Annotated in this window: 12 protein-coding genes; 10 read left to right on the plus strand and 2 right to left on the minus strand. The window is 69.4% G+C overall.

The features are described from left to right. The first annotated feature begins 3 nt into the window (after positions 1 to 3). The 3 genes from ACFTE1_RS03310 (at position 4) to ACFTE1_RS03320 (ending at position 3292) form a co-directional block, all read left to right on the plus strand. The gene (locus ACFTE1_RS03310; protein WP_380617496.1) at positions 4 to 543 is read left to right on the plus strand and encodes a DUF501 domain-containing protein; all 540 of its coding nucleotides are present in this window, start codon (positions 4 to 6) and stop codon (positions 541 to 543) included. A 101-nt stretch (positions 544 to 644) separates the two neighbouring features. Next, positions 645 to 1574 carry a Ppx/GppA phosphatase family protein gene (locus ACFTE1_RS03315; protein ID WP_380617495.1) on the plus strand — a complete coding sequence of 310 codons (930 nt, stop codon included), beginning with the start codon at positions 645 to 647 and terminating at the stop codon, positions 1572 to 1574. Between the two features lie 218 nt (positions 1575 to 1792). Further along, positions 1793 to 3292: a peptide MFS transporter gene (locus ACFTE1_RS03320; RefSeq protein ID WP_380617494.1), complete on the plus strand. Its 1500-nt coding sequence runs from the start codon at positions 1793 to 1795 to the stop codon at positions 3290 to 3292. Between the two features lie 60 nt (positions 3293 to 3352). On the opposite strand, the gene ACFTE1_RS03325 is transcribed toward ACFTE1_RS03320, so the two are convergent. Then, positions 3353 to 4156 carry a PP2C family protein-serine/threonine phosphatase gene (locus tag ACFTE1_RS03325; RefSeq protein ID WP_380617493.1) on the minus strand — a complete coding sequence of 268 codons (804 nt, stop codon included), beginning with the start codon at positions 4154 to 4156 and terminating at the stop codon, positions 3353 to 3355. A gap of 268 nt (positions 4157 to 4424) precedes the next feature. On the opposite strand from ACFTE1_RS03325, the gene ACFTE1_RS03330 reads away from it, so the two are divergent. From ACFTE1_RS03330 to smpB, 7 genes are all read left to right on the plus strand, one after another. Beyond that, the gene (locus ACFTE1_RS03330; RefSeq protein ID WP_380617492.1) at positions 4425 to 5843 is read left to right on the plus strand and encodes a serine/threonine-protein kinase; all 1419 of its coding nucleotides are present in this window, start codon (positions 4425 to 4427) and stop codon (positions 5841 to 5843) included. 269 nt (positions 5844 to 6112) lie between these two features. After that, positions 6113 to 6616 (plus strand): PadR family transcriptional regulator, encoded by a 504-nt coding sequence (locus ACFTE1_RS03335; protein ID WP_380617491.1) that lies wholly within the window; start codon positions 6113 to 6115, stop codon positions 6614 to 6616. A gap of 385 nt (positions 6617 to 7001) precedes the next feature. Continuing rightward, positions 7002 to 8123 (plus strand): peptide chain release factor 2, encoded by a 1122-nt coding sequence (gene prfB / locus ACFTE1_RS03340; RefSeq protein WP_380617490.1) that lies wholly within the window; start codon positions 7002 to 7004, stop codon positions 8121 to 8123. A gap of 346 nt (positions 8124 to 8469) precedes the next feature. Continuing rightward, on the plus strand, positions 8470 to 9150 hold the full coding sequence (ftsE, locus tag ACFTE1_RS03345) for a cell division ATP-binding protein FtsE (protein WP_380617489.1): 681 nt from the start codon (positions 8470 to 8472) through the stop codon (positions 9148 to 9150). 38 nt (positions 9151 to 9188) lie between these two features. Continuing rightward, complete coding sequence (gene ftsX, locus ACFTE1_RS03350; RefSeq protein ID WP_380617488.1) at positions 9189 to 10064, plus strand: permease-like cell division protein FtsX; 876 nt, start codon at positions 9189 to 9191, stop codon at positions 10062 to 10064. Between the two features lie 244 nt (positions 10065 to 10308). Next, positions 10309 to 11535, plus strand: a complete 1227-nt coding sequence (locus ACFTE1_RS03355; RefSeq protein ID WP_380617487.1) for a peptidoglycan DD-metalloendopeptidase family protein — start codon at positions 10309 to 10311, stop codon at positions 11533 to 11535. Between the two features lie 89 nt (positions 11536 to 11624). Then, a complete protein-coding gene (smpB, locus tag ACFTE1_RS03360) occupies positions 11625 to 12107 on the plus strand; it encodes an SsrA-binding protein SmpB (protein WP_380617563.1) in 483 nt (160 codons plus the stop codon). Between the two features lie 132 nt (positions 12108 to 12239). Here the strand turns inward: smpB and ACFTE1_RS03365 are convergent, their stop codons facing one another. Further along, the gene (locus ACFTE1_RS03365; protein ID WP_380617486.1) at positions 12240 to 13205 is read right to left on the minus strand and encodes an NAD-dependent epimerase/dehydratase family protein; all 966 of its coding nucleotides are present in this window, start codon (positions 13203 to 13205) and stop codon (positions 12240 to 12242) included. Between the last annotated feature and the right edge of the window lie 46 nt (positions 13206 to 13251).

A 13251-nucleotide genomic window follows, 5' to 3' on the forward strand; every position in this document is an offset into this window, starting at 1 on the left:
GACATGAGCGAGCGTTCCGACTTCCCCGCGCAAGAGCCCGAACCGGTCACCGAGGCCGACGCCGAGGCGGTGTCGCGCCAACTGGGCCGCCCCATCCGAAGCGCGCACGCCGTGGCGTGGCGCTGCCCTTGCGGGCAGCCCGCGGTCATCGAGACCGAGCCGCGCCTCGACGACGGGACGCCCTTCCCCACGACTTACTACCTCACCTGCCCCAAGGCGTCCTCGGCGATCGGGCGCCTCGAGGGCGGCGGCGTCATGAAGGAGATGACCGCCCGCCTGGACGAGGACGCGGACCTCGCGGACGAGTACCGTGAGGCCCACGAGGACTACCTGGCGCGCCGGGCGAAGCTGGGCGACGTGCCCGAGATCGACGGGTACAGCGCCGGGGGCATGCCCGAACGGGTCAAATGCCTCCACGCGCTGGTGGGGCACTCGCTGGCGGCCGGGCCCGGCGTCAACCCGCTGGGCGACGAGGCGCTGGAGATGCTGCCGCACTGGTGGAAACCGGTGTCCTGCTGCGACGAGCAGGCCGCCGCGGAATAGCCGCGGGACTCCCGCTCCGCCGCTCGAGAGGCCGGCGGAGGCCGGGGCCGCGGGCATGAGAGCTACACGGCGGCGCGACCGCCGAGAACGGGAGTGAATCAGTGGGCAGGTACGCGGGAATCGACTGCGGAACGAACTCCATCAGGCTCCTGGTGGCCGACGTGGACGACCACGGCGTCGCGCACGACCTGGTGCGCCGCATGGAGGTCGTCCGCCTCGGAGAGGGCGTCGACAAGACCGGGCGCCTCGGCGAACAGGCCCTGGAGCGCACGCGCAAGGCCCTGCACGCCTACGCCGAGGACATCTCGGAGCTCAACGCCGAGGGCATCCGCATGGTGGCCACCTCGGCCACGCGCGACGCGGACAACGCCGCGGAGTTCGCCGGGATGGTCCGCTCCATCATCGGCATCGAACCGGAGGTCATCTCCGGCGACGAAGAGGCCCGCCTCTCCTACGTCGGCGCCATGTCCCGCCTCCCCGAGACCGACGGCCTGCGCCTGCTGGTCGACACCGGCGGCGGCTCCACCGAGTTCGTCACCGGCCACGGCGACGACGTCGGGGCCGCCCGGTCGGTCCAGATCGGCTGCGTGCGCATGACCGAGCGCCACCTCCACTCCGACCCTCCGGCCGCCGGCGAGGTCGACGCGGCGCTGCTCGACATCACCGCCGCCGTCGACGAGGCGCTCGCCGCGGTGATGACGGGGGAGAAGGTCGGCGAGTTCGTCGCGGTGGCCGGCACCGCGACCACGATCGCGGCGGTCGCGCTGGGCCTGGACAAGTACGACTCCGAGACCATCGACGGGACCCGCCTGAGCTACTCGCAGGTCGCCGAGGTGACGCGGGACCTGGCCGCCATGGACGTCTCGGCCCGCCTGGCCAACCCCGTCATGCACCCCGGTCGCGCCGACGTCATCGTGGGCGGCGCCCTGATCCTGCGCACGATCATGGAGCGCGCGAACCTCTCGGAGATGACCGTCAGCGAGCACGACATCCTCGATGGGATCACCGTCTCAGTGGCCGAGCGGGTCTGACCCGCCTGCGTACTGCGGAAACCCGCGGTGTGCGTCTCCTAACGTGAGCCCTGCCGCAGGCGGTCCTGAGGAAAATTCAACAACCGCCTGAACGCTCGTTAACCCTCGGTGGAATCCGGATCGAAGATGGGGTGTCCGCCGCAGTGCCCCACACCCCTGGGCACACGCGGCCCGCACATCCTCCGCCCCACAGGGCGGAGAGCCCACCGAGGAGTATCGTGACAACACCTGAGCTCAAAGAGGCGCGCAGCGGAAGGTCGTTCTTCGGCCACCCCGGCGGCCTCGCCGTCCTGTTCGGCACCGAGCTGTGGGAGCGCTTCAGCTTCTACGGCCTCTCCAGCATTCTCGTGCTGTTCCTCATGGCGGACGTGGCCCACGACGGCCTGGGCATGTCCGAGACGCTGTCGGTCGCGATCGCGTCGATCTACTCCGGCCTGGTCTACCTGACCTCGCTTCCCGGAGGCTGGCTGGCCGACCGCGTGCTGGGAGCACGGCGGGCGGTCTTCGTCGGCGGCGTGATCATCATGCTCGGCCACATATCCATGGCCCTGCCGCTCGGAGGCGCCGCACCGGTCTTCATCGGACTGGCGCTCATCGTCATCGGCTCGGGATTCCTGAAGCCGAACATCTCCACGCTGGTCGGACGCCTCTACGACGGGCAGTCCGACGCGCGCCGCGACGCCGGCTTCTCCGTCTTCTACATGGGCATCAACCTCGGCTCCTTCCTGGGCCAGCTGGTGGTCCCCTACCTGGCCGGCGAGGCGGGCTGGCACTGGGGCTTCGGCGCGGCCGCCGTCGGCATGGCCGTCGGCCTCGTCATGTACCGCATGGGCTGGAAGTCCGTCGGCGGAGCCGACGAGGGCCAGGACCCCGACAAGCCGGCCAACCCGCTGAGCCCGGTCGAGGCCCGGCGCGTCCTCAACGCCACCCTCATCACCACGGCGGCGCTGGTGCTGGTGTTCACCGCGTGGGGCTTCCTGCTGCCGTTCAAGTCCTCTTACATCCCGTTCATCATCGCCGTGGCCGAGATCGCCATCGCGCTGATCTACTTCGTTAAGATCTTCCGCCAGGCCGGCGGCATGACCGCCCAGGAGAGCTCCCGCATGAAGGGCTTCATCGGGCTGTTCGCCGCCTCGGCGGTGTTCTGGATGCTGTACTTCCAGATCTTCTCCGGAGTGCTGGTGTTCATCGAGGACTCCGTCGACCGCGACGTCCTCGGCTTCCTGGTCCCCTCCGGCTGGGTCAACAACATCTCGACGGTGTTCATCCTGCTCTTCGCGCCGCTGTTCGCCGCCCTCTGGGTCAAGCTCGGCGAGGGCTTCAGCGCGGTCAAGAAGTTCACCGCCGCGCTGTTCCTCATCGGCGTCCCGTTCCTCATGCTGGGCTGGCTGAAGGGCTCCGCCGACGTCACCGGCGACAAGGTCGGCCTGTCCTGGATGATCCTGGTCTTCCTGCTCATCGTCTTCGGCGAGCTGTCGATCTCCCCGGTCGGCATGTCGGTGACGCAGCAGCTGGCACCCAAGCGCATCCGCAGCGAGATGATGGGCCTCTGGTTCCTGTCGCTCGCCCTGGGCTCGCCGCTGGGCGGACTGCTCTACACCGCCATGGTGCCGGCCTTCGGCCAGGTCGGATTCTTCTACGCCCTGGGCGGGCTCGCCCTGGTCGCCGGAGTGGTCATGCTCTTCTTCACCAAGCCGCTGGACAAGATGATCAAGTAAAGCGGACACGCGAAAGGGGCGCCGGGCAACCCGGCGCCCCTTTCGTCGCGTCTCGCGCTCTCAGCGCAGCAGGGTGAGGAAGAGGATCGCGATGATCGCCAGCGCCACGGCGCCCGCGCCGGCCACGACCCAGTGGAACGGCGAGGGAGCCGGCTCCACATCGCCCACGACGACCGTCACATTGTCCGGAGCGCCCTCGGCCAGAGCGTGCTTGACCAGCGCGTCGGCCGCGTCCTGGGGATCCTGGCAGTTGCGCAGCGCCGTCTCGAGGACGTCCTCGGCGACGTAGTCGCTCAACCCGTCGGAGCAGACCAGGAAACGGTCGCCCACCTCGACGGGCCGGTCCTCGTAGTGGTGGGGGAGCTCGTTGGCCTGGATCACCCGCGTGACCGCCGAACGGTACGGGTGCGTCGCCGCCTCGGCCTTCGTGATGGCCCCCTCGTCGACGAGGTGCTGGACATAGGAGTCGTCCGTGGTGATCTGTGCGAAGTCGTCGCCGCGCAGCTGGTAGGCGCGGGAATCGCCGATGTGGACGAGGTGGACGCCCTCGTCGTCCAGCCACAGGCCCGTCAGCGTCGTCGCCATGCCCTCCGAGTCGGGGTGCTGCTCGATGTGCTCGCGGATGTCCGCCCTCGCGTGCTCCACCGCCGCGTCGAACTGAGCGGCGGCGCTCGCCGGATCGCGGTGGGCGAGCTTGGCCATCTGAGCGATCGTGAGACTGCTGGCGACCTCCCCGGCGGCGGCCCCTCCCACCCCGTCGGCCACGGCGATGAGCCTCCGATTGGCGTGGTAGGCGTCTTCGTTGTGGTCGCGCACCTCGCCTACGTCGGTGCGGGCGCCGTAGTTCCACCGGAGGTCAGACACGTGGCACCACTGCAGTTCTCATCTCGTTGTGGAGGGACATGGGTGACAGTGTAGTTCAGGCCGTCCGGCCCGCGACGACCTCATACTTCTGTATGACCGCCGTTCACAGGCGGCGACTGGTGTGCGAACCCCTGTTCTGTCGCCTCGACGATATCCCGGAATCGTGCCAAGGTCCGCCCGCCCCAGGGGATAAGGCCCCGTTCCGCCCTACCGTGGAAGGCGAGTGAGACCCCCGGCGCCCACGAGGCGCACATGAGAGGAGAGCGACATGGCACGCGTCCTGGCCGACCGCTACCGACTCGAAGAGGAGACCGCCCTCGGCGGCGCCTCCGTGGTCTGGCGCGCCACCGACACGGTGGACGGGCGCACCGTGGCCGTCAAGATCCTCCACCCCGAGATGCGCGACGACCCCGAGACGGTCGAGGCGTTCTTCGCCGAGGCCGAGGCCCTCGCCGAGTTCGACCACCCCGGCGTCGTCCGGGCGCTCGACTTCCTCGTCATCGAGGACATGACCGCACTCGTCCTCGAACACGTCCCCGAGGGGGACCTGCGCACCCGCGTCCGAGGGTCCGGCCCCGTCGACCCCCGCACCGCCGCCGCCCTCGCCGCCTCCTCGGCCGAGGCCCTCGCCTACCTCCACGGGCGCGGCTACCTCCACGGCGACGTCAAACCCGGCAACATCCTCCTGCCCGCGGCCGGGGGCACCAAGTTCATCGACTTCGGGCTCGTGCGCCGCACCGGCGACCCGACCCGCCCCAGCCACGGAACCCCCGAGTACACCGCCCCCGAGGTCGCCGCCGGCACGCCCCCCGGGACCGGCGCCGACGTCTACGCCCTCGGCCTGGTCCTCTACGAGATGGTGACCGGCTCCAGCGCCTACCGCGGCGGCGACATGGAGGCCGTCCTGCGCCGCCAGATCCGCAAGGTCCCCGTCCGCCCCGACGAGGTCGCCGAGAGCCTGTGGGCCGTCCTCTCCCGGTGCCTCCACCTCGACCCCGACGAACGCCCCGCGGCCGCGGAACTGGCCGCCGACCTGCGGAACCTGGGCTCCGCCCTCGACGCCGCGCCCTCGGGAACGGTCACCCCGCAGCTGGTCGACCGCGAGTCCGAGGCTGTGGGAACGCCTCCCCCCGGCAACCCCGCCACGCCGGCCGGCCCCGCCGCCGCGCCCGTCAACGCCGCCGGGGATCCCCTCGCACCGCACGATGGACGAGACGGGCTGCGCACCGACGAGGCCTCCCTCCTCCCCGGGGCCGGGAGCCCGGCCGAACCGGAGGAGAAGCCCGGTCGCGGACGCCCGAAGACGCTGGTGACGGCCTCGATCGCCCTCGGCGCGCTCGCCGGGTTGGGAGCCCTGGGGTTCCTCCTCTTCGGCGGCGTCCTCAACGGCTCTCCGCCGGGGGACATCGACCCCGGCTCCTCCACGGAGGCGCCCGTGGAAGAGGTCGCCGAGAGCGAGCCCTCCGAAGAGGAGTCGCCCGGGAGCGATTCCACAGCGGACGAAGAGGGCGCTTCCGGGGCGGACGAGTCCGAAACCCCCTCGATGTCCGAATCGGAGGAAGAGGTTCCCGGGGAGTCCACTGAGCCCGGCGAGGAGGGCGGACAGGACGAGGCTCCGGAGGGCGGCGTCGACTCCGGCGACGTGCCCGGCTCCGAACACATCGGAAGCCCCGTGCCCAATACGTAATTCGTTGCAGCCCTTGCTAACCGCATTAAAAATCAGGCGAATGGGGGACGGTTCCCATTATCGGGGACCGTCCGAAGAAGGCAAATCGCACACCCGTATGACAAAATTGCAATTCTCTCATTCGGACTACCGGCGGGTCCCCGCGCACCGCCCGACACAGTGGATTCCAGCGGAAACGGCTAAGCCATAGCGGATTAGCCCCCTCGGGCCACCGCCGCTTTAGGTCAGTCCACTTGCAAAACGTGAATCTACATGGCATTCTATCTCACATGGCAGGAAAAGAACTGAACGCGACGTCCGCGGCATTGCTCGGGCTGTTGCATGAAGGATCCATGACCGGCGGCCAGCTCATGGCCGAAGCCACCCGGCGCCTCGGGCCCTACTGGACGATGACCCGCAGCCAGGTCTACCGAGAGCTCCCCGCTCTCGCCGAGGCCGGCTACGTGCGAGTCGGAAAGCCCGGTCCGCGCGCCTCGGTCCCCTACACCATCTCCGCCTCAGGAAAGCGCGCCTTCACCCGCTGGCTCAACGAACCCACGAGGATCGGCCTGCTGAGGGACACCGTCGCGCTCAAGACCGTCTTCGCCGACGCCATGTCGGACGGGGCCCGGGCGGAACTCTACGACGACGCCACCGAACAGCACCAGGAAGCGCTCGCCAACGCGCGCGAACTGGCCAAGGAGTACTCCAAGGAGGATCCGGGCGCCGCCGCTGCGATGGAGTTCGCCGTCGGCTACCACCGCTCGGCGATCAACTGGCTTAAGAAGCGCTGAACGGCTTCACGAGACTTGCGGGACGCGCCCGACCGGCGCGTCCCTCGTACGGCCCCGTCCGCTGGGGGAGAGGCGGGCGGGGCCGTACGCGCGTTCGCGGCGGCCGGATCCGGCCGAGAGGGGCTCTCCGCCGCCGCCCGAACGGGAGCCTGCCCGCCGGCCGCCCCGCCCCTCACCGGAGGCTCCCCTCCCGACCGCCGGACTCGACGAGCTCCTCATCGTCGTCAGGAGCGCTCCCCTCCCGCCGGCCGTGGGCCGCCGTCCCAACTCGAAGCCTCTCTTCCCGCCGGCCGCACTCCGCCGGCGCCACGCCCGTGTTCAGCGACGCCACCCGTCCGACGGCGAGAACTGGCACCTGTCGGCCCATCGCGTAAGCTTGGATATTGTGACCAGTCATGACGTACAAGCCGAACTCAGCGAACTCCGCAAGACTCTAGAGAGCGTCGAAGCGGTCCTGGACCTCACCGCGCTCCGCCGCGAGGAGACCGAGTTGGAGGCGGCCGCGGCCGACCCCGAACTGTGGAACGACCCGGACAACGCTCAGAAGGTCACCTCGCGCCTCTCCCACGTCCAGGCGCAGCTGAGGAAGATCACCGAACTCCACACCGGCCTCGACGACATCGAGGTGCTCGCCGAACTGGCGGAGGCCGAGGACGACCCCTCCTCGGCGGCCGAGGCCCAGAGCGAGCTGGCGAAGCTGCGCAAGACCGTCGACGAGCTCGAGGTCCGCACCCTCCTCTCCGGCGAGTACGACGAGCGCAACGCGGTGGTCACCGTCCGCTCCGGCGCCGGCGGCGCCGACGCCTGCGACTTCGCCGAGCAGCTCATGCGCATGTACCTGCGCTGGGCCGAGACCCGCGACTTCGCCACCGAGGTGTACGACGTCTCGTACGCCGAGGAGGCGGGCATCCGCTCGGCCACCTTCGCCGTCTCGGGCCCCTACGCCTACGGGACGCTCTCGGTCGAACAGGGCACCCACCGCGTCGTCCGCATCTCCAAATACGACAACCAGGGGCGCCGCCAGACCGGCTTCGCCGCCGTGGAGGTCGTTCCGGCGCTGGAGAAGACCGAGGAGATCGCGATCCCCGACGACGAGATCCGCGTCGACGTGTTCCGCGCCTCGGGCCCCGGCGGCCAGGGCGTCAACACGACCGACTCCGCCGTCCGGGTCACGCACATTCCCACCGGCCTCGCCGTCGCCTGTCAGAACGAGCGCAGCCAGCTGCAGAACAAGGCCACGGCCATGTCGCTGCTGTCGGCGAAGCTGCTCCAGCTCAAGCGCGAGGAGGAGCAGGCCGAGCTGGACTCGCTGCGCGGGTCGGCCACCGCCTCCTGGGGCGACCAGATGCGCTCCTACGTGCAGCACCCCTACCAGATGGTCAAGGACCTCCGCACCGGCCACGAGACCGGCGACGTGCAGGGCGTTTACGACGGCAATATCGACGGCTTCCTGGAGGCGGGCATCCGCTGGCGCAAGTCGAAGGAACGCGACGAGGACCGCTCCTGAGCGACGGCGCGGGGCTGGCGGTGAACTGCCGGCCCCGCGCCGCCCTGCGGCGTGCCCGACCTCGGGTTCCGCTGTCCTCACGGCCGTGCCTTACCACGCGACCGAGGGTGACGGACTCTTTCTCGGCCGACAGTGCCATCCGGCCTCGGCCGTTCGGATGAAATTCCTGTGTGATCGCTGGGAACACCCTCGGTCGCCGACGCGGCCGGGAGCGGTGGAACACCTCTTCAGCTGGGAGGGGACTTTCCCGGGTCGCCGAACCCGCCCACGTGTCCCCGCTGTGGGTGATTCCCTTTGCGGAGAGGTGCCCGCGCGAGCCTCGAACAGGATGACTAGACTCTTTCTCGTGATTCGCCTTGAAGACGTAACGAAGCAGTATCGACGGTCGAACCGGCCCTCGGTGGAGAACATCAACGTCTCCATCGACAAGGGCGAGTTCGTCTTCTTCATCGGACCGACCGGTGCGGGGAAGTCCACCATCATCAAGCTCTTGTTGCGCGAGGAGATGCCCGACAAGGGCAGGGTCTACGTCAACGACAAGGACGTGACGAAGATGCGGCGCTGGAAGGTCCCCGCCTACCGCCGCACGATCGGCTGCGTCTTCCAGGACTTCCGTTTGCTGCCCAACAGGACCGCCGCCGAGAACGTGGCCTTCGCCCTGGAGGTCATCGGCAAGCCGCGCTCCGTGGCCCGCCGCGTGGTCCCCGAGGTCCTCGAGCTCGTCGGCCTCGGCGGCAAGGAGCACCGCTACCCGGACGAGCTCTCCGGCGGCGAGCAGCAGCGCGTGGCGGTGGCCCGCGCGTTCGTCAACCGCCCGCTGATCATGCTGGCCGACGAGCCGACCGGAAACCTGGACCCCGACACCTCCATTGAGATCATGCGCCTGCTGGACCGCATCAGCCGCACCGGAACGACCATCCTGATGGTCACCCACGACTCCAACATCGTCAACCAGATGCGCCGGCGCGTCATCGAGATCGAAGGCGGGCAGATCGTCCGCGACCAGGCCCGCGGCGTCTACGGCTAGACCGGGGCGAGTGAGACGAAAGGCAGACAAGCTCAACCATGCGCGCGAAATACGTATTGTCCGAGGTGTTCCTCGGACTGTGGCGCAATATCTCCATGACCATCGCCATGATCATCACCATGGGGGTCTCGCTGGCCATGCTCGGCTCGGCCCTGCTCCTGTACAACCAGGTGCAGGAGCTCGAGGAGCAGTACCAGACCAACCTCGAAGTGGTCATCTACATGGACCGCGACGTCGACGAGGAGACCGTTGAGGCCCTCCAGTCGCAGATCAACCAGGACGACCTGGTCGCCGAGTGGAAGTACGAGACGCAGGACGAGGCCTGGGAGAGGTTCCAGCAGACGTTCAAGGACTCCCCCGAGCTGATCGACAGCGTCGACGCCTCGGTGCTCCCCTCGGCCTTCCGGATCAGGATGAGCGACATCACCAAGGCCGACGAGCTCATCGGCAAGTACCAGGAGTCCGAGGGCGTCTACCAGATCACCAACCAGAAGGAAGTCCTCCAGAAGGTCTTCGACGTCCTCGACGGCGGCCAGAAGCTGAGCCTCGTGCTCGCCGGCGTCCAGGGCATCGCGGCCCTCATGCTGGTGGCCAACACGATCCAGGTCGCGGCGTTCTCCCGCCGCCGCGAGGTCGCGATCATGAAGCTGGTGGGCGCGCCGAACTGGTTCGTGCAGGCGCCGTTCGTGCTGGAGGCGGTCTTCGCCGGCTTCATCGGAGCGGTGCTCGCCTTCGCCACGGTGGCGGCCGGAAAGGTCTTCGTCATCGACGGCAAGTTCGAGTCGGTCTTCAGCCTCATGCCGCCGATCCAGTGGTCCACCGTGCTGATGCTGCTGCCGATCCTCGCGGGGATCGCGGCGGTCATCTCCGCGGTCACCGCCTGGGTCACCCTGCGCTTCAACATCAAGGTCTGATTCACACGGAAGCGTGAGACACGCTCAAGGAGAGGGGTCGGGGCCCAGCCCCGGCCCCTCTTCCGTCTTATTGCCGCCCAGACGGTCTCGCCGTTCGAGACCGTTTTTCCGTACACGCGCCGCGAGAGGTCCCGTCCCTTCGCGGCCGCGGTGGGACGATGGTGTGTTCCGCACCGTTTTCCCGGAAAACCCGAAAAACGTTCTCGGGTCTAATAGATTGGCGTTTGTGAGAGCCTTTGCAGTTATGTCCTCCGTGCTCCTTCTGCTGGCAGCCTTCGCGACTCCCGCCGTCGCGCAATCGGCCGAGCAGAGGCTGGACGATGTGGAGCGCCGCAAAGCGGAAGTGTCCTCGTTGTTGGAGGGCGCCTCCGAGGAGGTCCGGGAGGCCGGGCAGCTCCTGGCCGAGGCGGAGGTCGAACTCCCCGGAGCGGAGGAGGCCCTCGCGGTAGCCGAAGGTCTCGTGGCCGCCGCCGAGATCCGTTCGCGCGAGGCCGAGGACGCCGTCGAAGAGGCCCGCGCGGAGCTCGAGTCCGCGCGGAAGGCCGAGCGGGAGGCCGTCGACGCGGTCCGGGAGGCGCGGGACGAGAGGGCCGAAGTCTTCACCTCCGTCTACAAGGGCGCCGAGATCGGCACCCTCTCGCGAGTGATGGACTCCGAGGACCTGGGGCAGGCCGTCGACCGCCTGGGCTATTTCCAGTTCCTCAACGAGTCCAAGCAGGAAGCGGTGGAGAAGGTCACGCTCGAGCGCACCAGGGCCCGCAACGCCGAGAACGCGGCCTCGCGTGCCAAGGACGCGGCCGAAGAGGCGGCGCAGGAAGCCAGGGAGGCCGAGGAGGAAGCCCGGGAGCAGCGCGACGCGGCCGAGGCGGCCTTCGCGGAGGTGAAGGAGCTCAACGACACCCGCGCCGACGCGCTGGCGGTCGCGAAGTCCTACGAGGACGAGATCGAGCGGCAGTACGAGGACCTCAAGGCCGAGTCCGACGAACTGGCCGCCGAGATCCGCGCCGCGCAGCAGGCCGCCGCCGACCCCGGTCCGGGGTCCGGCTCGGGCGGCCCCGCGGCCGGCACCGACTCGCAGTTCGTCCTTCCGGTGGCCGGGTGGAAGAGCTCCGACTTCGGCTATCGGGCCGACCCCTTCACCGGGGCGAGCGTCTACCACTCCGGCGTCGACATCGCGGCGGGCATGGGCACCGGTATCCACGCGGGCGGTCCGGGGACGGTCATCTGGGCGGGTTGGAACGGCGGCTACGGCAACCTCACCTGCATCGACCACGGCGGCGGCATCGCCACCTGCTACGGCCACCAGTCCCAGATCCACGTCTCGACAGGGCAGTACGTCGACACCGACGACGTCATCGGCTCCATAGGCTCGACCGGCAACTCGACGGGCCCGCACCTCCACTTCGAGGTGCGGATCAACGGCGGCCAGGTGGACCCGGTGCCGTACCTGCCCTCCTGCTTCTGCCGCTGACCGCGACCGGCCCTAATGCCCTCGACACTCCCGCGGGCGGGGGCTAGACTTGCACGGTGTCCAAGAAGAAGAACTCCAAAGACAACGGCCTGAAGCACTCCGGCTCCGGCCGCAGCGTCGTCACGACCAACCGCAAGGCCCGGCACGACTTCGACATCCTGGACACCTACGAGGCCGGCCTCGTGCTCTCCGGGACAGAGGTCAAGGCCCTGCGCCAGGGCCGCGGGAACATCACCGACGCCTACGCCGAGATCCACAACGGCGAGGCCCGCGTGCACAACCTGCACATCCCCGAGTACGACTACGGCACGTGGACCAACCACCCGCCCCGGCGCATCCGCAAGCTCTTGCTCAAGCGCAGCGAGATCGACAAGCTGGAGCCCCGCCTCAACGAGTCGGGACTGACCCTCATCCCGCTGTCGCTGTACTTCAGCGAGGGCTGGGCGAAGATGGAGATCGGCCTGGCCCGGGGCCGCAAGACCCACGACAAGCGCCAGGCCATCGCCAAGCGCGAGGCGGACCGGGAGATCCAGCGCGCCATCGGACGCGCGAACAAGCGCGGAGGCGCCTGAGCGACCGGGCCGCAGGGCGTCGACCGCGGTATCGCGCCCCGGGCCGACCGGCCCCTTCCGAAACGACCACGTCCTCCCCGGCGACGGCGGCCCAGAGGGCCGCCGTCGCCGGGGAGGATCTTTTTCGCGTCCCTAACCCCGCCCCGGGGCGCCGTCGCGCCGTTCCAGAACGGACCGGTACCAGTCGACGGTGGCGGAGAGGGCTTCGCGCCACGGAGTCGGAGCGGCCCCGAAGGCCTCTTCGAAGTCGGCGGAGACCATGTTCTGCGGAATGCGGTGCTGGTAGAACATCTCGGCGTACTCGGCCATGAGCCGCTCGTCGAACGGGCCGCGCGGCACGGGCTCGGTGAGCGCCTCGACTTCCAGTCTCCGGCCGGTGATCTCCTCGACGAGGGCGTGGACGGCGGCGGTGGGCAGGGCGGGGTTCGCCGGCAGGTGCCAGACGCGGCCGTCTCCGGAGGGGTCGGCGCCGAGCGTCGCGAGGCCCCGGGCGACGTCGCCGATGTAGCTGTAGCTGTGGGGCAGCGTGAGATCGCCGAACCCCAGTGCCGGGCCGCCGGATATCGCGCCGGGGAAGAAGCCCCCTCCGAGGGTGGAGTTGACGACGCCGGGGCCGAAGAAGTCGGCCGCGCGACCGAGCGCCACTCTCGCCGTGCCGTCGCGGTGGGCCTCCAGGTAGCGTCTGTCGAGGTCGGCTCGCAGCCGGCCCTTGCGGCTGGTGGCCGCCCAGGGCGTCCGTTCGGTGATGGCCTCTCCGTCGGCCTCGCCGTAGGGGTAGAGGGTGTCGAGGACGATCAGCCGAGCGCCGTTGCGGGAGGCGGCGGTCAGAATCGCCTCGGCGATGCCGGGCAGGACGGTCGTCTGAAGGTGGTAGGGCACATTGACCGCGTGGTAGACGACGGACGCGCCTTCGGTGGCGGCGACGGCCGCCTCGGGCGTCGACAGGTCGGCCCGGCGCGTCTCGATGCGTTCGTCGGTCGCGGGGATCTCGCCCCGGGAGACGTGGCGGACCCGGAGGTTCCGGCGCGCCAGTTCGGCGGCCAGTGCAGTGCCGGCGGGTCCGGCTCCGAGGACGGTGTGGAGCGGGGTTTCGGTCATGGCGGTGTTCCTTCCGTAAGAATGAGTGGCTGACCACTCACTACAA

Origin of the sequence: Salininema proteolyticum (assembly GCF_042685645.1) — a bacterium.
Lineage (GTDB): Bacteria > Actinomycetota > Actinomycetes > Mycobacteriales > Micromonosporaceae > Salininema > Salininema proteolyticum.